The sequence below is a fragment of the Streptomyces sp. NBC_00075 genome, assembly GCF_045041225.1.
GTDB lineage: Bacteria > Actinomycetota > Actinomycetes > Streptomycetales > Streptomycetaceae > Streptomyces > Streptomyces adonidis.
In genome coordinates this window covers 10,483,418-10,506,806 of the sequence record NZ_CP108243.1, presented here as the reverse complement: position 1 = coordinate 10,506,806, position 23,389 = coordinate 10,483,418, and the positions used below count along the sequence as shown (strand labels likewise).

Below are 23,389 nucleotides of genomic sequence, written 5' to 3'. Positions count from 1 at the left end.
GGAGGTAGCGCCCGTTCCGCGGTGCGGTCGCGCACCGCACCGCGGGACGATCAGGCGCCTGCCTCCAGCTGCGCGAGTTCGGCCTCGAGGTCGGCCATCGCTTCGCCGCCGGCCATGAGGTCGGTGATCTCTTCCCGGGTGCGTTCGCCCTTGCGGAAGTCGTCTGCCTTCTGGCCGCGGATGAGGACGGCGAAGTGGTCGCCGACCATCATGGCGTGGCGGACGTTGTGGGTGACGAGGATGACGGCGACGCCCTTGGCGCGGGCCTGCATGACGATCCGCAGGACGTGGGCGGCTTCCTTGACGCCCAGCGCCGCCGTCGGTTCGTCGAGGATCAGGACGTTCGCGCCGAAGTAGACGGCGCGGGCGATGGCCAGGGCCTGGCGCTCACCGCCGGACAGGCTGCCCACGAGGCGGCTGCCGTCCGTGACACGAGTGATGCCGAGGGACTGCATTTCGCGTACGGCGATCTCGCCGGCCAGCTTCTTGTCGAACAGCCTGAAGGGGCCGAAGCCCTTGGTGGGTTCGGCACCGACGAAGAAGCAGCGCCCGACGCCCATCAGCGGGAATGTGCCGCCGAACTGGTGCACGGTGGCGATGCCCCGGGCGCTTGCGTCGCGGGGGCTGTCGAAGACGACTGGTTCGCCGTCGACCTCGACGGTGCCGGTGGTGGGCTTGTGGAACCCGGACATGATCTTGATGAGGGTGGACTTGCCGGCGCCGTTGTCGCCGAGCAGGCACAGCACCTTCCCGGCGTTCACTTCGAGGGAGATGTCCTGCAGCGCGTTGGTGCCGAGGAAGGACTTGCTGATGCCGTCCAGGCGGAGAACGGGTGCGGTCATGGTCAGGCCTTCTTCGCGGTGCGGGGCTTGTAGGACAGGGCGAGCCGGCGGAAGGTGTTGTTCATCAGCACCGCCGTGAGGATGAGGATGCCGAGGATCAGGCTGGCCCAGTCGGAGTTCCAACCGGTGTAGTAGATGCCCTGGTTGACGATGGCGAAGGTCAGGGTGCCGAGCACGACACCGACGACCGAGCCGTAACCGCCGGTCAGCAGCACGCCGCCGATGACCACGGCGATGATGGAGTTGAAGACGAAGGACTGGCCGTTGGCGACCTGGGCGCCGTTGTAGAGGATGGTCTGGATCACTCCGACCAGGGCCGCGCCGAGCCCGCTGGCCATGTAGAGGGCGATCTTCACCTTGTCGACCGGGATGCCGTTGGCGCGGGCGCTGTCCTTGTCACCGCCGATGGCGAAGATCCAGTTGCCGTACTTCATCATCTGCAGCACCACGGTGACGACGGCCGCGATGCCGAGCCACCAGAAGATCGCGACCTCGAACTGGCCGCCGATCAGCTGGCCGAACACCGACTTCGAGACGGGGTCCGGGCTGATGGGCACGCTGGTGGTGCCGGTGGTGACGCGGGACAGGCCCAGAGTGAGGCCGGCCAGGCCGGACATGGTGGCCAGCGTGACGACCAGCGAGTGCACGTTGGTGCGCGTGACGATGATCCCGTTGAGCAGGCCGACCAGCAGTCCCAGCGCGAGCGCGCACAGAATGCCGACGATCATCGGCGCACCCCAGTGCCCGGACACGATGGCCAGGGTCATCGAGCTGCCCGCCAGCACCGAGCCCACGGACACGTCCAGCTCACCGGCGATCATCAGCAGCCCGACGGGGATCGCGATGATGCCCAGTTCGGCGGCGATGTTCAGCCAGCTCGCCGCACCCGCCGGGGCCAGGAACTTCTCACCGCCGAAGATCGCGAAGAAGACGAACACGCCCAGCGTTCCGATGAGCGCCCCGACCTCAGGACGATGTCGCAACTGTGCGAGCGGGCTCTCGGTCTGCTTCGGGGGAACGACAGCGGTCTCTTTCTCGGCCGTCGTGTCGGGAAGTGAGGTTGTCATCGGAATCATGTCACCTTCGTGGAACCGGATGTGGTGCGAGTCGGGGTCTCGAGGAGAGGTGCCGGGCCCGGGGCCGGCACCTCTCCTGTGGGTGAATCAGCGAACGCCGGCCTTGGTGCCGTCGATGGCCGCGTCGACGTTGTCCTTGGTGACAAGCAGCGGGCCGGTCAGCAGCGGGTTCTGCGGCGGGAGCACGCCGTAGGACAGGTACTGGTTGGCGATCGACACGACGTAGAAGCCCTGCAGGTACGGCTGCTGGTCGATGGCGAACAGCTGCTTGCCGTCCTTGATCCGGTCGAGCTGGCTCTGGGAGAGGTCGAACGTGCCCAGCTTGACCTTGTCGCCGGCCTTCGCCTGGTCGATCGCGGAGGCTGCGCTGTCGGCGTCCCCGACGCCGATGGTCACCACGGCGTCGATGCTGCTGTCCTTCAGCAGGGCGCCCTTGATCGCCTGCGTCACCGCGGACGGGTTGCCGAAGTTGGACGAGGGCAGGGGAAGCTGCTTGGACGAGGAGCCCTTGCTCGTGGCGCCGTCCTTGATGCCCTTGCAGCGGGCTTCCTGGTTGGCGGAGCCGGGCACGGTGTTGACGCACAGGATGTTCTTGGCGCCCTCCTCGGCAAATTTGACGCCGCCGGCCTTGCCCGCCTCATAGTCGTCCGACCCGATGTACTTCACGGCGCCGACCCGGTTGGCCGCCGCGATGCCACCCGAGTTGTAGATGAACACCGGGATGCCCTTGGAGATGGCCTGCTTGATCGCGGAGTCCTGGTTCTCGGGCACCCAGTCCGGTACGAGGATCGCCGAGGGGTTCTGCGAGATGGCGGTCAGCGTCAGCTTGGCGACGTCCGGGCCGAGGTTGTCGTAGGTCTGCGGGCCGAGGTAGGTAACCTTGCCGCCGCCCGCCTTCACCAGCTTCGTCGCGTCCTCGACACCGCGCTTGACCGCGGAGAAGAACGGGTCGTCAGACTTGCCGCCAATGACGTAGATCGAGTTCTTGCCGCTGCTGTTCGCCTTGGCAGTCGATCCGCCCCCGGCGGTCGCCGTCGACTGGCCCCCATCGCCGCCTGAGGCCTCGCCGCTGGCGCACCCGGTCAGCGCGGTCACCGCCGCGGCGAGCACGCTCACCACGGCCAGGCCTCTTCTGGAGAGACGACGACCGGACGGCCGCCGGGTCTGAGTGCGTTCCATGTGCGGGTACTCCTTCATGTGATGCCGGGCGGGGCGTGAGCGGGGCCAGGCAGGTCTCGGGGTGTGGTTGTGCGACGGTGGGTGCCCGCGAACCGGGTCGCGCGGAATGCGCGGGGAAAACCGGCGCGTCCGCAGCACCGGGTATTCATTTGGGCCGGCGGAGAGGCGCCGACGATCAATAGAACGGCTCGTCGCGGGGAGTGTCCCGGCACCGACCACGGATACGCCGGACTGAGCGGTACGTAAGGGCTCCGCGATCTTTTAAATCGCTTTAAGCAGTGGCCAGAGCATGCTTGTGTTTCCGATACGTGTCAAGGGTCTGCTCACAAAATGCACGCTGTTCCGTTATCAACCGCGAAAGCTGCATCGGCCACATATTTGACGCCTGCGCGACCGTGGTCCCACGGCAGGCGAGACACGCCACGGCCACCTGCGCAGAGCGGTTCAGAAAAGGTCAGCGCGGCTGTGCCGTGGTCCCGCGAACGACGAGGGAGGGGGCGAGGACGATCTCGCGGGGCTCCGTGCGGCCGCGATCGAGGCGTTCGACGACGGCCGTGACGGCCTGACGGGCCTGCTCCTCGGCGTTCTGACTGACCGTGGTCAGGTTGAAGCAGGACAGGCGGGACAGAGTGTCGTCGTCATAGCCAACGATCGAGACGTCGCCGGGGACGTCGACGCCGGCCCCCCGGAAGGCCGTGAGCAGACCGATGGCGCTCCGGTCGTTGAACGTCACAACAGCGGTCGGCAGATCGCCGTCATCAAGGAGATGCCGGCCAGCCTTGCCACCGGCTTCCTCGGTGAGATCCCCGCGGAGGATCCTGATCTGCGTGTCGAGACCATGACGGCGCATGGCACCCCGGTACCCACGGCGCCGGTCGGTGGCGATCACCCCTTTGCCACCGTCGACGTAGACAATCGCGCGGTGGCCAAGACCCACTAGGTGGTCGACGATCTGGCCGACACCATCGTCGTCAGCGCTGCGCACGACGTCGAGATCGGCTCCGGCGATCCGGCGACCCAACGAGATGACGGGCGCCTTGCGGTCGAGGTCGGCGAGGACGGAGACGGGGGCCACCGGACCGAGGAGGATCAGCGCCTCGCAGCGGAAGGCGAGCAGCGTCTCGATGGCGGTGTTCTCGTCGCGGGTCCGGGTCTGGGTGCTCAGGACGAGGTCGTAGCCGACCTCCTCGGCGGCCGTATGCAGGTGCTCGACCAGCTCGGCCTGGAAGGCGCTGTGGACGTCGATCATGACTCCGAGCAGCCGACTGCGCCTGCTGGCCAGGGCACTGGCGGTGCGGTCGGGGCGGTAGCCGAGGTCGGCCGCCGCCTTGAGTACGCGCTGCCGGGTGCGCTCGCTGGGACCGGGCACGTTGCGCAGCACCAGCGAGACCGACGCCGTGGACAGGCCGACGCGTGCGGCAACGTCTTCCAGCCGAGGGCGCGGAATCGCGCCGTTGCCACCCGCGGGGGCAACGGAACCGAGCTCATCCACACAACCTCCCGGAGACTTGCGGCAACACCCTTGACATCTGTCTGTGACGCCGCTGATAGTACCAGAACTTAAAGCGTTTTAAGCGAGGTCTTGGCTGACTGAACCCGGGACGGAACCGGGACCAGTGGCGCTCGTCCCCGAGTCCCCCTAGGCACGGCGCGGAGACGCGCCGGAGAGGAACCACCATGAGCACAAGGCCGATCGGGGTCGCGGTCATCGGGGCCGGAATGGCGGGCCGGGCCCATCTCAACGGCTACCGGCAGGCCGCGACCCTGTACGGCGCCGGGCTGCCCGAGGTCCGTCTGGTCGCCGTCGCCGACGCCCACGAGCCCTTCGCCCAGGACGCCGCCCGCCGCTACGACTTCGAACGCGCGGAGACCGACTGGCGCGCGATCGTCGAGGCCGACGACATCGACGCGGTCAGCGTCGTGGTCGCCAACCACCTGCACCGCGAGATAGTCGAGGCCCTGCTGGCGGCAGGCAAGCACGTGCTGTGCGAGAAGCCGCTCGCGCCGAGCGTGGCCGACGCGCAGGCCATGGTGGCCGCGGCCGAGGGCACCGGCCTGGTGGCGGCCACCGGTTTCACCTTCCGCCGCTCCCCCGCCGTCAACGCCGTCCGGCAGCAGGTGCGGGAAGGCTCGCTCGGCCCGGTCCAGCACTTCAACGGACACTACTGGTGCGACTACGGCCACAACCCCGACGCACCGATCAGCTGGCGCTACCGGGGCGGACCCGGCTCCGGGGCACTGTCCGACATCGGCAGCCACCTCATCGATCTCGGCGAGTACTTCTGCGGCCCGGTGCAGAGCGTCCAGGGCGCCGTGCTGTCCACCCAGGTGCAGGAGCGGCCGGTGCCGCTGGGCACCGCGGTGGGCCACTCGTCCGACGTCCAGGTCGGCCAGGAACGCGAGCCCGTCGAGAACGACGACATCGCCACCTTCACCGCGACCTTCGCCTCCGGAGCCGTCGGCACCTTCTCCGTCTCGCGCATCGCCCGTGGTCTGGCCAACTCGTTGGGCTTCGAGGTGTTCACCAAGGGCGGCGCGGCCACCTTCGAACTGTCGCGTCCGGCGGAGTTCACCATCGTGGACTCGGCGGCCTCCGACCCGGTGGACGGCTACCGGCGGGTGGTGGTCGGCCCCGGCCATCCCTACGTCGCCGGCGGTCTGCCCATGGACTTCCCGAGCGTGGGCCACGGCCAGCACGAGTTCTTCGTCTGGCAGGCGCGGGCCTTCCTGGAGCAGATCGCGGGCCTGGACCGGCTGCCGTCCTGCCCCACCCTCGCCGAGGGGCTGCACAACCTGCGTGTCATCGACGCGATCGTCGCCTCCGCCGACGCCGGCGGCAAGGCCGTCACCGTCCAGTGAGGGTCCCCGCCTCTCCCGCCCGCACCGCCGTCACCACCGAGAAGGACTGAGGAAACACGAGATGAAGCTGGGTCTCTACAACGCGATCCTGCACGACCGGCCGCTTCCGGAGGCGATCAAGGTCATCGCCGATCTGGGCCTGACGGGCATCGAGATCAACACCGGTGGTTTCCTCCCTGCCGTGCATGTGCCGGCCTTCGACGACATCCTGGTCAGCGACACCGCCCGGGACGACTTCCTCGGTCTCTTCGAGGGCACCGGCGTCTCCATCGCTGGCCTGAACGCCAATGGCAACCCGCTCCACCCGAACCCCGTCATCGGCGAGAAGCACGCCGAGGACATCCGCCGCTCCATCCGGCTGGCCGAACGGCTCGGACAGCACCGCCTCGTGACCATGTCGGGTCTGCCCGGCGGCGAGTCCGGCGCGTCCCGCCCGAACTGGATCGTCAACGCGTGGAACTCCGCGGCCCTGGACGTGCTGGACCACCAGTGGAAGATCGTCGCGGACTTCTGGCGCGAGACCGACCGGCTCGCCCGTGACCACGACGTCAAGGTCGCCCTGGAACTGCACCCGCAGAATGTCGTGTTCAACTCCGCGGACGTGCACAGGCTCATCGACCTCACCGGCGCGACCCATGTGGGCGTCGAGCTGGACGCCTCGCATCTGTTCTGGCAGCAGATGGACCCCGTCGCGGTCGTCCGGCACCTCGGCGAGCTGGTCTTCCACGCCGCCGCCAAGGACGTCCGCATCAACCCCGAGCACGCGGCGCTCAACGGGGTGCTCGACAACAGCTTCCGGCGTCTGTCGACCGACGAGCCGCGCACCAACCTCGGTGGCGACGAGTGGGCCAACGAGTGGCCCAAGGCGTCCGCCTGGGACTTCGTCGCCCTGGGCAAGGGGCACGACGTCGCCTACTGGACCGAGTTCCTGCGCGCCCTCCACGAGGTCGACCCGGACATGTTGGTCAACATCGAGCACGAGGACACCGAACTCGGCCCCGTCGAGGGTGTCGCCGTGGCCGCCGAAGTACTCAAGGCGGCCGACGCGGCACTGCAGGAATCCTTGCGGTCATGATCGCGTGGGCCACCTACCCCTACCAGGGCCAGATCGTCCTCGTCACGGGAGCCGGCACCGGCATCGGCCGGGCGACCGCACGTGCATTCCTCGAGCAGGGAGCGTGCGTGGCGGTGCTCGGTCGCCGTCGGGAGCCGCTACACGAGGCTGTGGCAGGCTTCGACGCCGAGCGTGTTCAGGTGCTCGCCGCCGACGTGACGGACCCCGACGCGCTCGAGGGCGCGGTGGCCGCGATCATCCAACGCTTCGGCCGCCTCGACGTCGTCGTCGCCAACGCCGGCACCAGCGAGCCCAGCCGCATCGACTCCTTCGACAACGCCGCCTGGGAACGCCTGCGGTCGGTGAACCTCGACGCAGTCATCCGCGTCGCGCGCCTGACCGTTCCACTGCTGCGTGCCACCCGCGGCAACTTCGTGGCGATCTCCTCCATCGCCGGCCTACGGGGCGATTGGGGCCAGTTCGCTTACAACGCCACCAAGGCAGCGGTCAACGCGCTTGTGCAGAGCCTCGCCCTCGACCTCGGCGCCGACGGAGTGAGGGTGAATGCCATCGCGCCCGCCTTCACCGTGTCCCGGCTCACCCAGGAGCGCCTCGATGACCCAGTGTTCTCCAAGCGGCTCCTCGATCGCGTCGCGCTCGACCGGGTCGCCCAGCCCGAGGACATCGCGCGTGCCGTGCTCTTCCTCGCCGGCCCCGACGCCGGATACATCACGGGGGCCGTGATCCCCGTCGACGGCGGCACCAGCGCCTCCAGCGGTACACCTCGTCCTGTCTGAGCAACACGATCGACACTTCTACGCAGAATGGAACGACGAGGCCGCAGCATCAGCTACGGAATCGGGGGCGGCGAGGAGCCCGTCCTGGCCGGCCCGGCCTTCGTCGACAAGTCCAACATCGCCGGCTTCGCCGCGAAGCGGACCCACCGACCCACAGCCCTACCGGGGCAACGGGGAGCGGCTCGGGCGATCCTCGCACCGCCAGAGCCGATGACACCAAGGAGCACTCACCATGAAGATCGCCCTCGACCCGTACATGATCCGGCACGTCCCGCTGCTCGAACTGCCCGCCGTGGTCGCCGAGTTGGGCTACGAGTGGATCGAGCTGTCCCCCCGCGAGGACTTCATCCCGTTCTTCCGGCACCCGCGTGTGGACGACGCGACGGTTCGGAAGTTCCGCAAGGCGCTGGACGCGGCGGGCGTCGGGATCTCCTCGCTGCTGCCGCTGTTCCGCTGGTCGGGCCCGGACGAGGACGCCCGCCAGGCCGCCGTACGGTACTGGAAGCGCTCGATCCAGATCGCCGCCGACCTCGGCGTGGACAGCATGATCTCGGAGTTCAACGGCCGCCCCGAGGACGCCGACCGCAGCGAGGCCCAGTTCTGGAAGTCACTGGACGAGTTGCTGCCGGTGTTCGAGCGCGAGGGCATCAAGCTCGCCCTGGAGCCGCACCCGGACGACTTCATCGAGAACGGCTACGACGCGATCAACCTGATCAGGGGCATCAACAACCCCAACGTCACCTTCCTCTACTGCGCCCCGCACACCTTCCACATCGGCAACGACGCCCCCGGCATCATCAAGTACGCGGGCGACCTGCTTACTCACATCCACCTGGCGGACGCTTTGAACCACACGGCGTCCTCGGGCAACCGCTATATCCTCAACCCGCCTGGTACCCCGGCCCGCATCCATCAGCACCTGAACATGGGCGAGGGTGAGGTCGACTTCGACGAGCTCTTCCGCGAACTCGATGCCAACGGCTTCGACGGCACCCTCACCGCCTGCGTGTTCGCCTGGGAGGAGAAGGCGAAGGAGTCCTCCGTGTTCATGCGGGAGAAGATCAACGGATACCTGGCCGCTTGGAAGTGACTCCGCCTCCACGGCAGTCGAGCGCCGCGGAACTCGTCGAAATGATCGCCGAGCGGGCTTCGCCAGGTGAGAGGTGGCCGACTCTGTACCACGGTCACACCGGCCCGTACGAGCATCCGGCGCCGCAAATAGAGGCCGCGTCGGCGCACAGCACCCCGGTAGGCGTGCCGACGCTCGCCGGAGCCGGAGCCGGGGCCGCCGTCGATGTGCACGATTCGGCGGTGGCCGAGTGCAACGAGGTGGTCCATCGCCTGCCGGACGCCTTCCCCTCGGCGATGCGAACACTGTCGACCCGGGTTCCGGAGGCACGGCGGCCGATCGAGACGACGGCCGTACGGTGAGCAAGTCCGCCGAGGTCGGTGGGCTCCGCGTCGGAGCCCAGCAGGATCACCGCTTCGCAGCGATGGCTGAGCAGTGCTTCGACCGCCTTGGCCTCGCCACGGCCCGGAGCGGTGCCGGAAAGCAGGACGTCACGACCGAGCCGCTCGGCCTCGGGATAGATCCCCTGGAGGAGATCCCCGTGGAAGGGCTGGTGCACAGCGATCATGACGATTGTGTCCCAGCTTGTTCAGCACCCGCGCCGCCCGCCTCGGCAGGGCTGAGGTACCAGCTTTCAGAAACCTCACAGCAACAACCTATTGACATGACATTTCCCCGACGGCATCGTACTCGCCTTAGAGCGCACTATTAAAGCGCTCTAAATCTATCGGTGTCTTCACCGCCGCCTCGATCCCGGGGTCTCCGAAGCGAAGGGAAACCAGCGTGATGGCATTCGAAGTGCTGACCATGGGCCGCGTCGGAGTGGATGTGTATCCACTCCAGACAGGCGTGGGGCTGGCCGAGGTCGCCTCGTTCGGCAAGTACCTGGGGGGAAGTCCGACCAATGTGGCCGTCGCGGCCGCCCGGTACGGGCACTCCGCGGCCGTGATCACCAAGACGGGCCGGGACCCGTTCGGGGACTTCGTCCGCACGGCACTGGAGGGCTACGGCGTCAACGGCCGGTTCGTCGGTAGGTCAGACATCGCGCCCACTCCGGTGACCTTCTGCGAGATCTTCCCGCCGGACGACTTCCCCCTGTACTTCTACCGACTCCCGAAGGCCCCCGACCTGGACATCCGCCCCGACGAGCTGGACTTGGGGGCCGTCCGGGAAGCCGAAGTCTTCTGGGTAACCGGCACCGGGTTGAGCGAGGAACCCAGCCGTTCGGCGACCTTGACGGCCCTCGCGCACCGGGCCAAAGCGGGGACGACAGTCTTCGACCTCGACTGGCGGCCCATGTTCTGGACGGACCCGACCGAGGCGCGCGCCTACTACGCCGAGGCCCTGCGCCACACCACCGTCGCGGTCGGCAACCTCGACGAGTGCGAGGTCGCCACCGGAGAGCGCGAGCCGTACGCCGCCGCGAAGGCACTGCTCGCCGCCGGTGTGGAGCTGGCAGTGGTCAAGCAGGGTCCCAAGGGGGTCCTGGCGATGGACAAGGACGGTTCGGCCGCCGAGATCCCTCCCGTACCGGTGGACGTGGTCAACGGGCTCGGTGCCGGTGACGCCTTCGGCGGGGCGCTCTGTCACGGCCTGCTGTCCGGCTGGGACACCCGCCGAACCGTCGCCTTCGCCAACGCCGCCGGCGCCATCGTCGCCGGCCGCCTGGCCTGCTCCGACGCCATGCCGACCGCGACCGAGGTAGACGCCAAACTCCGCGAGACAACCCTCGCCCCCACCTCCATCGAACGAAAGGCGTGACGACGTGCTGTCCGACAACGTGAACCGGATCGTGTCCGCCCGGGTGGGCGATCCCGGCGCCATCGCGGCCGCCGCCGCACGCCGCGTGAAAGCCACCTCGCTGTTCGGCGAGCACGGCAAGGCCATGATCATCGCGGCGGACCATCCGGCGCGCGGCGCCAACGGCGTCGGCGCCGACCCCAGCGCCATGGCCGACCGCTTCGAACTCCTCGACCGCCTGTGCACCGCCCTGGAACGCCCCGGCGTGACGGGCGTGCTGGCCACCGCCGACATCCTGGAAGACCTGCTGCTGCTCGGCGTGCTGAACGGCAAGAGTGTCTTCGGCTCGATGAACCGTGCCGGGCTCGCGGGTTCCGTCTTCGAGATCGACGACCGGTTCACCGGCTACGACGCCGAGACCATCGCGGCGATGGGCTTCGACGGCGGCAAAATGCTCACCCGCATCGCGCTCGACGACCCGGCGACCCCGTCCGTCCTGGAAAACACCGCCCGCGCTGTCAACGAGCTCAACGACCGTCAGCTCATCGCCTTGGTCGAGCCGTTCCTCTCCATCTGGCAGGACGGGAAGATCTGCAACGACCTTTCCACGGACTCCGTGGTCAAGTCGGTCACCATCGCCTCGGGCCTCGGTCGCCGTACGGCCTACACCTGGCTGAAGTTGCCGGTGGTGGACGGAATGGAGCGCGTTCTGGCCTCCTCCACGCTGCCGGCGTTGCTGCTGGGCGGTGAGGTCAAGGATGCCGACGCGGCCTTCGCGTCCTGGGGCAGGGCGCTGAAGCAGCCCACCGCGCAGGGTCTGGTCGTCGGCCGCTCCCTGCTCTACCCGTCCAACGGCGATGTCGCCGGTGCGGTGGACAAGGCGGTGAGCCTGCTGTGAGCGACACGGGCAAGTACCACCTCCCTGCGGGGAGTTCGGCCGACGGGCCCTACGACCTCCTGGTCACGCCCGAGTCGGCGGGCTGGGGATACTCCGGCCTCAGGATCCTGACCCTGGAGCCGGGCGAGGCGCACGTCCTGTCCACCCGGGACTGCGAGTTCCTGGTCCTGCCGCTGACGGGCTCCTGCACCGTCACCACGGACGGCAAGGCCTTCGAACTCGCCGGGCGGACAGGCGTGTTCGCCTCGGCCACCGACTTCGCCTACCTCCCCCGCGAGTCGGAGGCCCTGATCAGCAGCGCGACCGGAGGACGGTTCGCGCTGCCCTCAGCCCGTACCGAGCGGAGCTCACTCTCCGCCCGGTACGGGTCCAAAGCAAAGGTGCCCGTCGAGCTGCGCGGCGCCGGAGCCTGCTCCCGCCAGGTCAACAACTACTGCCTGCCCGGCACCTTCGACGCCGAACAACTGCTGGTCTGCGAAGTCCTCACACCCGGCGGCAACTGGTCCTCCTACCCGCCCCACAAGCACGACCAGGCCCGCCCCGGACAGGAGTCGGAGCTGGAGGAGATCTACTACTTCCAGGTCGACGGCGGCGAACAGGCCTTCGGCTACCAGCGGGTCTACGGCACCGAGGACCGGCCGATCGATGTGCTCGCCGAGGTCCGCTCCGGCGACACGGTGCTGATCCCGCACGGCTGGCACGGGCCCTCGATCGCGGCGCCCGGCTACGACCTCTACTACCTCAACGTCATGGCCGGCCCGGGCCAGGACCGCGCCTGGCTGATCTGCGACGACCCCGCCCACGGCTGGGTGCGCACGACATGGGACTCCCAGGACGTCGACGCCCGGCTTCCCTTCGGAGGGGACGAAGAGCGATGAACACCGTACGACTCACCACCGCCCAGGCCCTGGTCCGCTTCCTGGCCAACCAGTACAGCGAGCGCGACGGCCAGGAGCAACGCCTCATCCCCGGTGTGTGGGGCATCTTCGGGCACGGCAACGTGGCCGGACTCGGACAGGCGCTGCTCCAGGCCGCCGTCACCCAAGAGGCCGATCTCCCCTACTACCTGGCCCGCAACGAGCAGGGCATGGTCCACGCATCGGTCGCCTACGCGAAGATGCGCGACCGGCTCGCCACCTTCGCCTGCTCCGCGTCGACCGGGCCCGGCTCGACCAACATGATCACCGGTGCCGCGCTGGCCACCACCAACCGCATCCCGGTCCTCCTGCTGCCGTCCGACATGTTCGCCACCCGCGCCGCCGACCCCGTCCTCCAGCAACTGGAGGACAGCCGGGGCGGGGACGTCACCGTCAACGACACCTTCCGCGCGGTGTCCAAGTACTTCGACCGTATCTCCAGGCCCGAGCAGCTGATCCCGGCCGCGCTCGCCGCGATGCGCGTGCTCACCGACCCGGTGGAGACCGGCGCCGTCACCCTCGCCCTGCCCCAGGACGTGCAGGCGGAAGCCTACGACTGGCCGGTCGCGTTCTTCCGGCGCCGCGTCTGGCACGTGGGCCGCCCGGTGCCAGAACCCCAGGCCGTGCAGCGGACCGCCGCCCTTCTCCGCAACGCCAAGAAGCCACTGATCGTGGCCGGCGGCGGCGCCGTCTACTCCGGCGCCGAGACCGCGCTGCGCGCCTTCGCCGAGGCCACCGGCATCCCCGTCGCCGACACCCACGCCGGCAAGGGCGCGGTGCCGTGGGACCACCCGTACGCCGTCGGGGGCCTCGGCTCGACCGGCGCGTACGCCGCCAACGAACTGGCCCGCGATGCCGATGTCGTCCTCGGTATCGGCACCCGCTACTCCGACTTCACCACCGCCAGCCACACCGTCTTCGCCAACCCGGACGTCACCTTCGTCAACCTCAACGTCGCCCGCCTGGACGCCGTCAAGCACTCGGCGGAGCCGCTGGTTGCCGACGCCCGGCTCGGCATCCAGGCCCTGGCCGGGACGCTGGACGGCTGGGAGGTCGAGGAGTCGTACCGCAGGCGCACGCGTGAACTCATCGCCCGTACCCGGGAGATCGAGGACGAGTGCTTCGCACCCGACCGCAACACGGGCGAGTTGCCCGCGCAGACGCAGATCCTCGGCGCCCTCAACGACGTACTGGGCGACCGCGACGTCGTCATCAACGCGGCCGGTTCCATGCCCGGCGACCTCCAACAGCTGTGGCGGGCCCGGGATCCCAAGGCCTACCACGTCGAGTACGCCTACTCCTGCATGGGCTACGAGGTCGCCGCCGGCGTCGGCGCGAAGATGGCCGATCCGTCGCGCGAAGTCGTCGTACTCGTGGGCGACGGCTCGTATCTGATGATGGCTCAGGAGATCGTCACCATGATCTCCGAGGGGCTCAAGGTCATCATCGTCCTCGTCCAGAACCACGGCTTCGCGTCCATCGGGGCACTGTCGGAGTCGCTCGGCTCACAGCGGTTCGGCACCAAGTACCGCTATCGCGACGGCGATTCGGGCCAGCTCGACGGCGATGTCCTCCCCGTCGATCTCGCCGCCAACGCCTCCTCGCTCGGCGCGGACGTCCTGCACGCCACCTCCGTCGACGAGTTCCGGGCGGCGATGGAGAAGGCCAAGGCAGCCACCCGGACCACGGTCGTGCACGTCGAGACCGATCTGTACGGGCCGAACCCGCCCGGCCACGGCTGGTGGGACGTCCCCGTCGCCCAGACCTCCGCCCTGGACTCCACCCGCGCCGCGTACGAGACCTACGCAGCCCACAAGCTCGACCAGCGCCACTACCTGTAACTCCCCTCCCCGCAAAGGAAACCCGCACCATGACCACCGTCCAGCACTGGATCAACGGCGCCCCCGTCCAGGAGGCCGCCTCCGCCACCCAGCCGGTCTTCAACCCGGCCACCGGCGCCGAGCAGGCCCAGGTCGTCCTCGGCGACGCCGCCGACGTGGACTCGGCGGTCGCCGCCGCCTCCGCCGCGTTCGAGACCTGGGCGGAGTCCTCGCTCACCCAGCGCACCCAGGTCATGTTCGCCTTCCGCCAGCTGCTCGTCGAGCACGAGGAGGAGCTGGGCCGGATCATCTCCGCCGAGCACGGCAAGACCGTCGACGACGCCCGCGGCGAAATCACCCGCGGCCGGGAGGTCGTCGAGTTCGCCTGCGGCCTCGGCGACGTACTCAAGGGCAGCTTCTCCGACCAGGTCTCGCGTGGGGTGGACATCCACAACTTCCGCCAGCCGCTCGGCGTCGTCGCCGGCATCACGCCCTTCAACTTCCCCGCCATGGTGCCCCTTTGGATGCACCCCATCGCCATCGCGACCGGCAACACCTTCATCCTCAAGCCCAGTGAACGCGACCCGTCCGCCGCGAACTTCGTCGCCGAGCTGTACAGGAAGGCAGGCCTGCCGGACGGGGTGTTCAACGTCGTCCACGGCGGCAAGGACGCGGTCGACGCGATCCTCACCCACCCCGGCATCGAAGCCGTCTCCTTCGTCGGCTCCACCCCGATCGCCAAGTACGTCCACGAGCAGGCCACCGCGCACGGCAAGCGCGTCCAGGCCCTCGGCGGCGCCAAGAACCACGCCGTCGTCCTCCCCGACGCCGACCTCGAATTCGCCGCCAACCACATCACCGCCGGCGCCTACGGCTCCGCAGGCGAACGCTGCATGGCCGTCTCCGTCGCCGTGGCCGTGGGTGACGCGGCCGACGGTCTGGTCGAGGTACTGGAGCGCAAGGCACGCGAGGTGAAGGTCGGCCCCGGCGACGCACCCGGCACCGACATGGGCCCGCTGGTCACCAAGGCCGCCCAGGAGCGCGTCGAGAGCGCGGTCGGCACGGCGGCAACGCAGGGTGCCACCGTCGTCGTGGACGGCCGCGGCCTGAAGATCGACGACCCCGCGTACGCCGAGGGCTTCTTCACCGGCCCCTCCCTCCTCGACCACGTCACCACCGAGATGGAGGCGTACAAGGAGGAGCTGTTCGGCCCGGTGCTGGCGATCCTCCGGGTGGACACCCTGGACGAGGCCATCGACGTCATCAACGCCAACCCCTACGGCAACGGCACCGCCCTGTTCACCGCCTCCGGCGAGGCAGCACGCCGTTTCCAGCGCAACATCAAGGTCGGCATGATCGGCATCAACGTCCCCGTGCCCGTCCCGATGTCCTACTACTCCTTCGGCGGCTGGAAGGACTCCCTCATCGGCGACTCCCCCATTCACGGCCCCGAAGGCATCCGCTTCTACACCCGCCCGAAGGTCGTCACCACCCGCTGGCCCCAGCCCAAGCAGCAGGCCACCGCCGGCTTCAGCTTCCCCACCTCCAACTGACGACAGACAACCGCCCCGCACAAAGACCCCTGGCTCCCATAGTCGTACGCGCGCGAGCACCAAGCCTGCGGCGACCCGCCGGAACCCCTCCCCGACCCCTCAGCGACAGGAGACGGCCATGGACGTCAAGGACGACGCCGTGTCCCAGGCCCGAACGCCATCCGCCCTCATCGACGACACTCCGCCGCCCGTCCGGAGGCGGCTGCGGATCATCACCGTCATCGCCACTTTCGGCGGACTCCTCTTCGGCTACGACACCGGCGTCATCAACGGCGCCCTGCCGTACATGACGGACGACCTCGGACTGACCCCCTTCACGGAAGGCCTGGTCACCAGTTCACTGCTGCTCGGCGCGGCGTTCGGCTCGCTCATCGGCGGCCGACTGTCCGACACGCGCGGCCGACGCCGCAACATCCTGCTCCTCGCGGTGCTGTTCTTCTTCGGAGCACTCGGTTGCACCCTGGCGCCGAACACCGAACTGATGGTCGTGGCACGCTTCGTGCTCGGCCTCGCGGTCGGTGGCGCCTCGGTGACCGTGCCGGTCTACCTGGCGGAGATCTCCCCGGCCGAGCACCGCGGCCGCCTGGTCACCCGCAACGAGCTGATGATCGTCAGCGGTCAGCTGGCCGCGTTCACCTTTAACGCGATCATCGCCAATGTCGGCGGCGAGTCGGGCGGCATCTGGCGCTGGATGCTGGTCGTCGCGACCCTGCCCGCAGTGGCTCTGTGGTTCGGGATGCTGGTCATGCCGGAGAGCCCGCGCTGGCTCGCCTCCCAGGGCCGGTACGGGGACGCACTGGCCGTCCTGAAGGAGGTCCGCTCCGAGCAGCGAGCCGAGGCCGAGCTCAGCAAGGTCACCGCGATGGCCATCGAAGACGAGAAGGCCAAGCTCGGTGGATGGAACGACCTGCGCGTGCCATGGGTGCGCAGGCTGGTTCTGGTGGGAATCGGGATCGCGATCGTCATGCAGATCACCGGCGTGAACACGATCATGTACTACGGCACTCAGATCCTCACCGATGCCGGCTTCGCCGCCGACAGCGCTCTGACCGCGAACATCGCCAACGGCGTGATCTCGGTGCTGGCCACCTTCGTCGGTATCTGGCTGCTGGGCCGCGTCAACCGCCGCCCGATGCTGATGATCGGTCAGCTCGGCACCATCGCCGCCCAGTTGCTGATCGGTGTCTTCTCCCTCATCCTGCCCACGGGTGACGGCCGCGCGTTCGCGGTGCTCGCCATGACCGTCACCTTCCTCGCCTTCCAGCAGGGCGCGATCTCCCCGGTGACCTGGTTGATGCTGTCCGAGATCTTTCCGCTCAAGATGCGCGGCTTCGGCCTGGGTATCGCGGCCTTCGCCCTGTGGATCACCAACTTCCTCATCGGGCTGGTCTTCCCAGTCCTGGTCGACGCGGTCGGCGTGTCCAACACCTTCTTCGTCTTCGTCGCCGCGGGACTCCTCGCGGTCGCCTTCGTCAAGCTGTACGTGCCCGAGACGCGCGGACGCACCCTCGAAGACCTCGAGCACGAACTCAAGGCCCGCTTCTCCTGAACACCCCCTGCCCCGGGTCCCGTCGGATGTCTGAGGGCGCTTACTCAAGGATTAGGAACACTCATGACTGTGCGCGTAGGAGTGATCGGGGCCGGCTGGATCGGTCAGGAACACATCCGCCGGCTCACCGAGACCGTGACCGGTGCCCAGGTGACGGCGGTGACCGACATCGACGCCGCTCGCGCCGAGGAGGCGGCCGCCCGGGTGGGCGCCCGGGTGTTCCCGGACGGGGCCGCGCTGATCGCGGCGGACGACGTGGACGCGGTACTCGTCACCTCCTGGGGCCCCACCCACGCCGAACACGTACTGAACGCCGTCGCGGCCGGGAAACCGGTGTTCTGCGAGAAGCCCCTCGCGACGACCGCCGAGGACTGCCTGAAGATCATCGAGGCCGAGACGGCCCACGGCCGCCGCTTGGTCCAGGTCGGCTTCATGCGCCGCTACGACGCAGGCTACCGCCAGATGAAGCAGGTCATCGACTCCGGCCGCATCGGCGAGCCGCTGATCGTGCACTGCGCCCACCGCAACCCGACCGTGCCCGAGTCGTACCACACCGACATGGCCGCGCTCGACTCGGCGGTCCATGAGATCGACGTACTGCGCTGGCTCCTCGACGACGAGATCGTCTCCGCCCAGGTGGTCCTGCCGCGCTCCACGAGCAAGCGGTACCCGCACCTCAAGGACCCGCAGATCATGCTCTTCGAGACCGCGAAGGGCGTCCGCATCGACCTCGAGGTCTTCGTCAACTGCCAGTACGGCTACGACATCCAGTGCGAGACCGTGGGCGAAGAGGGCCTTGTCCGGCTGCCAGACCCCTCCTCGGTCGGCGTGCGCACCGCCGGGCAGCACAGTACGGAGGTGCTCACGGACTGGGTGGGCCGCTTCGTGGACGCCTTCGATACCGAGTTCCGCGAGTGGATCGCGAACATCGCGGCGGACAAGGAGCCCACCGGCCCGTCCGCCTGGGACGGCTACGCCGCCACCATCATCTCCAACGCCACGGTCGAAGCACGGCAGTCGGGCCGCATCGTCGCCACGGACATGAAGCCCCGACCCGCGTTCTACGGCGGCACCGCGTGAAGGCCGCCTGACAAGAACGAACCGCTCGGCCGTCCGCTCCTGGAAGCGGACGGCCGACGCCTGTTCCTTGAGGTGATCGGGACGGTGGGCAGGCCGGCGCTTTGAAGCGCGATGCGGAAGAGCCGTTGTCCGGGGAGAATTTCAGCGCAGGCGTCGTCCGCGTGGGGACACCGTCTGCAGCCCGCCGGGCCGCGGACACGTCGTGGGAGCGGCGCGATGTTCGTCACCGACTACCAGGGCACGGCGTGAGCGCCGACCGGCCGGGTGATCCGGTTCGACCCGGACGGCACACAGCCCACGGGCCTGCCCAGCCGAACGGCATCCCCAAAGGGGCTGCAGTAGCCGGTCCAGCGTCGTGGGCTGAGGCGCTCGTGACGCACAGGACGACCAGGGACATGCCTGTGAGGCCGACAGACCGATCGAAGCCGAGAACGTCGCGCGCCCCGAGCAAGGGCCGCCCGGAGACGGCCCTCCGAATCGACGGCGGCTCGCTGCTCAATGCAGGGTGGCGAGCATCCCACTGTCAAAAGGCACCAGCTCATGGGTGCGCCCTTGTACGGTCTTCGCGGCCCACTCGGGATCGGCGATCAGGGCACGGCCGACCGCTACCAGGTCGAACTCGTCCCGTTCCATCCGGTCGAGCAGTCCGTCGATGCTCTCGGCTGCAATCGGGTCGTCGGGCGTCTCATCCGCCATGAGTTGCTTGTTCAGCCCGACGGAGCCGACGGTGACGGTGGGGCGTCCGGTGAGCTTCTTGGCCCAGCCGGCGAGGTTCAGCTGCGAACCCTCGAACTCGGGCTCCCAGTATCGGCGCGTCGAGCAGTGGAAGACGTCTGCGCCGGCCTCGGCCAGCGGCACGAGCAGGCGCTCCAGCTCGTCGGGGGTTTCGGCCACCTTGGCGGTGTAGTTGTCCACTTTCCACTGGGACAGCCGGAAGATGACCGGGAAGGACCGCGACACGGCCGCACGGCAGGCGGCAACGACCTCGGTGGCGAAGCGGACCCGAGCGGCCAGGCTGCCTCCGTAGCCGTCGTCGCGCCGATTGGTGCCGGCCCAGAGGAACTGGTCGATGAGGTAGCCGTGGGCGGCGTGCAGTTCGATACCGTCGAAGCCGAGACGTTCCGCATCGGCGGCGGCGGTGGCGAAGGACGCTATGACGTTGTCGATGTCGGTCTGGCTCATCGCCCGTCCCGCCGGTTCTCCGGTCAGGCCCAGTCCCGACGGGCCGATTCCGTCCGGTGCGGGCGTGGACCCGAAGTTCCGGGTGGCGCCGACATGCCAGAGTTGCGGAACGATCCGGGCACCGGCCTGATGCACCACGTCCACGACACCGGCCCATCCGGAGAGCGCCTTCTCTCCGAAGAAATGCGGAACCCTGTCGCTACTCCCTGCGGACGGATGGTCTACATACGTCCCCTCGGTGATGATCAGTCCCACGCCGCCGGCAGCGCGCCGTGCGTAGTACTCCGCCAGGTCAGAGCCGGGGACGCCGTCGGGCGCGAAATAGCGCGACATCGGCGCCATGGCGATCCGGTTGGGCAAGGTCAGGCCGCCCAGGCTGAAGGGGCGGGACAGAATCCTTCCCGCCCGCGTCACGTTCTCGTTGAGGTTCACAAAAGTCTCCTTGGCGCCCACAATGAGTGATATATCACTCACTAAAGGCGCAGACTCAATCGCGGGACAAAGCTCCAGCGCGCGAGGTCCCGCTCAGGTGGGGGGGGGTCGTTACCTTCAGTTACGGACTATTGGCCAGTCAGGGTGCGGGCCCAGGGGGCATCCACGGCGTACGCGTCGAGCGCGACGAGCACGTTCGCGAGCATGCCCTCGGCGAAGAACACCCTGATCTGCTCGTCGGACGCGCAGGAAGCCGCCCGCACGTACTCGACCTGCTTGGCATAGCAGTCACGCATGGCTGCGCCTATCGCCGGTTCACTCGCGGCGCCGTTGGCCTGGAGCAACACCATCACCATGCTCCGGTCCTCGACGACCATCTTCCGGAAGGCGGATCCCATCGCGACAAGTACGTCCACCGGATCGGTGCCGGTGGCCGATGACGCGGCATCGGACATCCGCTCGCGCATCAACCACGCACAGTGTCTGATGAGCTCGACGAACAGCGCTTCCTTGTTGGGGAACAGCCGGTAGAGATAGGCCTGCGAGATGCCGGCGGCGTCGGCGACCTGGGTCGTGGTGGTGCCGTAGTAGCCGCAGGCGGCGAACGCGTGCATGGCGGTCTGCATCACCGTCTCGCGCCGCTCGTCCGCAGTCGACAACTGCCGCTTTCCCATCGAAGCCATGTGAGTAATCAATCACTCTTCCTTCGCGGCTGTCAAATACGGGCGGATCAGGCCTGCATACAGCGCAGGAGCCGACCCCAGACGCCTCACACCCCGGAAGCCGGTCGAGCCGCCGCTTGACGAGCCGATGTATGAGTGGTTCATTACTCACACAGCATCAGGGGCCTTCGGTCTTGCGGAGAGCGGAAGAGTGAGTGGTTAATCACTCATAGGCTCGGAAGAACAACCCTTGATCACAGGACCCAACGCCGTCCGCTCGTCGGCGGCGCATCCAGGAGGACGTCCCATGGACCGCCGGAAACTGCTCGGTGGCGCGCTTGCCGCCACCCCGCTCATCGCAGCAATATCCACTACCACCGCCCAAGCCGACTCGCACACCTCGACCCGAAAGCGAGGCTCAGCCATGAGCCAGCACCACAACGACGCCATTCGCGCCAGGGCCCGCCAGACGTTCAAGCACCACCTGGAGTACCTGTCCTCCGGCCGTATCCCCGAGTGGGTGAATCTGTTCACCAAGGACGGCGTACTGGAGTTCCCCTACCCGCCGACCGGTACTCCCGACTACTTCAAGGGCCACGCCGCACTCTACGACTACATGCAGCACTTCCCGGAGACCTTCCGGCTCAAGTTCGTCAACGTGCGCTTCCACGAGACCGCCGACCCCGCCCTGGTGATCGCCGAGTTCAACAGCGAGGGCATCGCCATCAGCACCGGCAAGTCCTACAACCAAACCTATATCTCCGTCGTCGAGACCCGCGACGGCAAGATCAGCCACTACAAGGACTTCTGGAACCCGCTGATCGGCATGGAAGCTCTCGGCAGCAGCACCGGCATCCCCACCGGGGCGAACTGATGACCTCACGCATCGTCTGGGAAGACGACTTCGGTGACGGCTTCGACATCGAGGGTGCACACCCACGGTGGACGTACGCGGCGGTCGGTCCGCACACGCCCACCGACGGAGTCGTCACCACGACGCCCAAGGGTCTGCGCGTCGCAGCCAGTGGCGTCAACAAAGAGACCGGCGCGCCCGCCTACACCCTCACCATCCCCCAGGAGAAGAGCGGCGACGATCTGCCGGGCGCACTCGATCACATCAAGTGGCTCGTCTACGCCAGCCACCAAACGCCCTCGGAGCCGGCGGGTTTCGAAGTCGAATCCGGCCGCGAACTGGCCTTCCACGCCTGGATGTCCGGAGAGACCTACGGCACCAAGGACCACCCCTTCGGCGATGCCGTCCACGATCCGGAAAGCGACATCCGGCTCGGCGCGGCGGCCATGAACGTCATGGACGCGGCCAGCGGGCAGGTCTTCGACTTCCTGATCACCAACGAACGCATCTACGCCGTCTACGAGCGGCTCCCGATGCTCCGGGCGCACCTCGGTGACTACGCGTCGTTCACCACGGCGATTCCGGTCGTCAACCGCTCCCCCCAGGAGGAGCACCACCTGACGATCGCGTACGACGCGGAACAGGGTGTAGCCCGCTGGCTCGTCGACGACGCCGAGGTCCACCGGGTCACCGAAGTCGGTCACCGCCCCGAGCGCAGGAACATGCTCCTCGACCACGGGGGACAGGACGCGCTCGTGACGCCGAGTCGGCTGCACGGCGGCTTCGGTCTGGTCACGCTTCTCGACGGAGCGCTGCACGGAGCGCCGGGCCTCGTCCGTCTCTCCCCTTCGGACGGCGTCTACTTCCACCCCGGCAAGGGCGCACCGCACCCCCAGACATTCGTCGACGAGGAGAGTCGTCCGGACAGTCGCCTGTTCGGGCAGGGCGCCGCACTACGCGTGCGACGCTTCGCCGTCGAGAGCAGGACCGCCCACGCTCCGGCAGAACACTGAGGCTCTCACGGCCCGGTGAAGCTCCGAAGCGGCACCCGAGTTACCTTTCCCCGTTAACTTTCCAGAGATAGGCCACTGACATGAAACTCCTGCACATCGACTCCAGCATCTCGGGCGACGAGTCTGCGAGCCGTCAGATCTCCGCTGCTGTCGTCGACCGCTTGAAGCGCGAGAACCCCAGCCTTGAGATCACGTACCGCGATGTGGCCGCCGCGCCCGTGCCCCACCACACGGAGGCCCTGCAGAACCTGAAGATGGCCGCCGCCGCCCAGAGCGGGGCCCTCAACACGGGTGCCGTCAAGGTGGCGGGGGGCGAGGTGACGGGCGAGACCGCCGACGCGCAGCACGACCTCGACGCCATCAACGAGGTGCTGGAGGAATTCCTGGCGGCCGACATCGTCGTGGTGGGCGCTCCGATGTACAACCTGGGCATCCCCAGCCAGCTCAAGGCCTGGGCCGACGCCCTTGCCGCACCCGGCCGGACCTTCCGCTACACCGAGGCCGGCGCCGAGGGCCTGTGCGGCGCCAAGCGCATCATCGTCGCCTCCTCCCGCGGCGGTATCTACAGCATGCCGCCGATGGACGGGTTCGAGCACCAGGAAAAGTTCCTCATCAGCTGGTTCGGCTTCCTCGGCGTCAACAACACCGAGTTCGTCCGCGCGGAAGGCGTCAACTACGGCCCCGAACAGCGCAAAGTCGCCCTGGACGCCGCCCTGGCCGAAGCCTCCACGCTCAAGGCCGCATAAGACAGATCACACTGCCGCACTGCCCCAGCAGAGGTGAGCTCCGGCAAGGCCGCCCGGCCCGATGTGCT

The 23,389-nt window shown here is 68.2% G+C and carries 20 protein-coding genes and 1 pseudogene; 14 read left to right on the top strand and 7 right to left on the bottom strand.

The window, feature by feature from the left end:
- Nucleotides 1-50: 50 nt before the first annotated feature.
- The 4 genes from OG787_RS45970 to OG787_RS45955 all read right to left on the bottom strand — a co-directional run bounded on the left by OG787_RS45970 (nucleotide 51) and on the right by OG787_RS45955 (nucleotide 4,589).
- A complete protein-coding gene (locus OG787_RS45970) occupies nucleotides 51-842 on the bottom strand; it encodes an ATP-binding cassette domain-containing protein (protein ID WP_405539418.1) in 792 nt (263 codons plus the stop codon).
- A 2-nt stretch (nucleotides 843-844) separates the two neighbouring features.
- Nucleotides 845-1,909: an ABC transporter permease gene (locus OG787_RS45965; RefSeq protein ID WP_405539417.1), complete on the bottom strand. Its 1,065-nt coding sequence runs from the start codon at nucleotides 1,907-1,909 to the stop codon at nucleotides 845-847.
- A 96-nt stretch (nucleotides 1,910-2,005) separates the two neighbouring features.
- The gene (locus OG787_RS45960; RefSeq protein ID WP_405539416.1) at nucleotides 2,006-3,097 is read right to left on the bottom strand and encodes a sugar ABC transporter substrate-binding protein; all 1,092 of its coding nucleotides are present in this window, start codon (nucleotides 3,095-3,097) and stop codon (nucleotides 2,006-2,008) included.
- 454 nt (nucleotides 3,098-3,551) lie between these two features.
- Nucleotides 3,552-4,589, bottom strand: a complete 1,038-nt coding sequence (locus tag OG787_RS45955; RefSeq protein WP_405539414.1) for a LacI family DNA-binding transcriptional regulator — start codon at nucleotides 4,587-4,589, stop codon at nucleotides 3,552-3,554.
- A 185-nt stretch (nucleotides 4,590-4,774) separates the two neighbouring features.
- Here OG787_RS45955 and OG787_RS45950 point away from each other — a divergent pair, with 185 nt between their 5' ends.
- From OG787_RS45950 to OG787_RS45935, 4 genes are all read left to right on the top strand, one after another.
- Entirely contained in the window at nucleotides 4,775-5,956 is a 1,182-nt protein-coding gene (locus tag OG787_RS45950; RefSeq protein WP_405539413.1) for a Gfo/Idh/MocA family protein, read from the top strand.
- Between the two features lie 61 nt (nucleotides 5,957-6,017).
- Nucleotides 6,018-7,031 carry a sugar phosphate isomerase/epimerase family protein gene (locus OG787_RS45945; RefSeq protein ID WP_405539412.1) on the top strand — a complete coding sequence of 338 codons (1,014 nt, stop codon included), beginning with the start codon at nucleotides 6,018-6,020 and terminating at the stop codon, nucleotides 7,029-7,031.
- The gene (locus OG787_RS45940; protein ID WP_405539410.1) at nucleotides 7,028-7,807 is read left to right on the top strand and encodes an SDR family NAD(P)-dependent oxidoreductase; all 780 of its coding nucleotides are present in this window, start codon (nucleotides 7,028-7,030) and stop codon (nucleotides 7,805-7,807) included. The genes OG787_RS45945 and OG787_RS45940 overlap by 4 nt, the downstream gene beginning before the upstream one ends.
- A 232-nt stretch (nucleotides 7,808-8,039) precedes the next feature.
- A complete protein-coding gene (locus OG787_RS45935) occupies nucleotides 8,040-8,897 on the top strand; it encodes a sugar phosphate isomerase/epimerase family protein (RefSeq protein WP_405539409.1) in 858 nt (285 codons plus the stop codon).
- Between the two features lie 110 nt (nucleotides 8,898-9,007).
- On the opposite strand, the pseudogene OG787_RS45930 reads toward OG787_RS45935, so the two are convergent.
- Nucleotides 9,008-9,447, bottom strand: a pseudogene (locus OG787_RS45930) (substrate-binding domain-containing protein); the annotation flags it as partial.
- Nucleotides 9,448-9,662: 215 nt separating this feature from the next.
- Here OG787_RS45930 and iolC point away from each other — a divergent pair.
- From iolC to OG787_RS45895, 7 genes are all read left to right on the top strand, one after another.
- The gene (iolC, locus tag OG787_RS45925) at nucleotides 9,663-10,637 is read left to right on the top strand and encodes a 5-dehydro-2-deoxygluconokinase (protein WP_405539408.1); all 975 of its coding nucleotides are present in this window, start codon (nucleotides 9,663-9,665) and stop codon (nucleotides 10,635-10,637) included.
- Nucleotides 10,638-10,641: 4 nt separating this feature from the next.
- Nucleotides 10,642-11,514, top strand: a complete 873-nt coding sequence (locus tag OG787_RS45920) for an aldolase (RefSeq protein WP_405539407.1) — start codon at nucleotides 10,642-10,644, stop codon at nucleotides 11,512-11,514.
- Complete coding sequence (iolB, locus tag OG787_RS45915; RefSeq protein WP_405539405.1) at nucleotides 11,511-12,392, top strand: 5-deoxy-glucuronate isomerase; 882 nt, start codon at nucleotides 11,511-11,513, stop codon at nucleotides 12,390-12,392. The genes OG787_RS45920 and iolB overlap by 4 nt, the downstream gene beginning before the upstream one ends.
- Nucleotides 12,389-14,272 carry a 3D-(3,5/4)-trihydroxycyclohexane-1,2-dione acylhydrolase (decyclizing) gene (gene iolD, locus OG787_RS45910; RefSeq protein ID WP_405539404.1) on the top strand — a complete coding sequence of 628 codons (1,884 nt, stop codon included), beginning with the start codon at nucleotides 12,389-12,391 and terminating at the stop codon, nucleotides 14,270-14,272. Before iolB ends, iolD begins: the two co-directional genes overlap by 4 nt.
- A 29-nt stretch (nucleotides 14,273-14,301) precedes the next feature.
- Nucleotides 14,302-15,804, top strand: coding sequence for a CoA-acylating methylmalonate-semialdehyde dehydrogenase (locus OG787_RS45905; RefSeq protein WP_405539403.1), 1,503 nt, complete (start codon nucleotides 14,302-14,304; stop codon nucleotides 15,802-15,804).
- A 118-nt stretch (nucleotides 15,805-15,922) separates the two neighbouring features.
- Nucleotides 15,923-17,353, top strand: coding sequence for a sugar porter family MFS transporter (locus OG787_RS45900; RefSeq protein WP_405539401.1), 1,431 nt, complete (start codon nucleotides 15,923-15,925; stop codon nucleotides 17,351-17,353).
- Nucleotides 17,354-17,416: 63 nt separating this feature from the next.
- Nucleotides 17,417-18,433 carry a Gfo/Idh/MocA family protein gene (locus tag OG787_RS45895; RefSeq protein WP_405539400.1) on the top strand — a complete coding sequence of 339 codons (1,017 nt, stop codon included), beginning with the start codon at nucleotides 17,417-17,419 and terminating at the stop codon, nucleotides 18,431-18,433.
- Nucleotides 18,434-18,928: 495 nt separating this feature from the next.
- Here OG787_RS45895 and OG787_RS45890 read toward each other — a convergent pair whose 3' ends face one another.
- Nucleotides 18,929-20,047, bottom strand: a complete 1,119-nt coding sequence (locus OG787_RS45890) for an NADH:flavin oxidoreductase (RefSeq protein ID WP_405539399.1) — start codon at nucleotides 20,045-20,047, stop codon at nucleotides 18,929-18,931.
- A gap of 128 nt (nucleotides 20,048-20,175) precedes the next feature.
- Nucleotides 20,176-20,730, bottom strand: coding sequence for a TetR/AcrR family transcriptional regulator (locus tag OG787_RS45885; RefSeq protein ID WP_405539398.1), 555 nt, complete (start codon nucleotides 20,728-20,730; stop codon nucleotides 20,176-20,178).
- Nucleotides 20,731-21,016: 286 nt separating this feature from the next.
- On the opposite strand from OG787_RS45885, the gene OG787_RS45880 reads away from it, so the two are divergent.
- The 3 genes from OG787_RS45880 (at nucleotide 21,017) to OG787_RS45870 (ending at nucleotide 23,321) form a co-directional block, all read left to right on the top strand.
- Nucleotides 21,017-21,583: a nuclear transport factor 2 family protein gene (locus OG787_RS45880; RefSeq protein ID WP_405539396.1), complete on the top strand. Its 567-nt coding sequence runs from the start codon at nucleotides 21,017-21,019 to the stop codon at nucleotides 21,581-21,583.
- Nucleotides 21,583-22,575 (top strand): DUF6081 family protein, encoded by a 993-nt coding sequence (locus OG787_RS45875; protein ID WP_405539395.1) that lies wholly within the window; start codon nucleotides 21,583-21,585, stop codon nucleotides 22,573-22,575. Before OG787_RS45880 ends, OG787_RS45875 begins: the two co-directional genes overlap by 1 nt.
- Before the next feature lie 80 nt (nucleotides 22,576-22,655).
- Nucleotides 22,656-23,321, top strand: coding sequence for an FMN-dependent NADH-azoreductase (locus tag OG787_RS45870; protein ID WP_405539394.1), 666 nt, complete (start codon nucleotides 22,656-22,658; stop codon nucleotides 23,319-23,321).
- The last annotated feature ends 68 nt before the right edge of the window (nucleotides 23,322-23,389 follow it).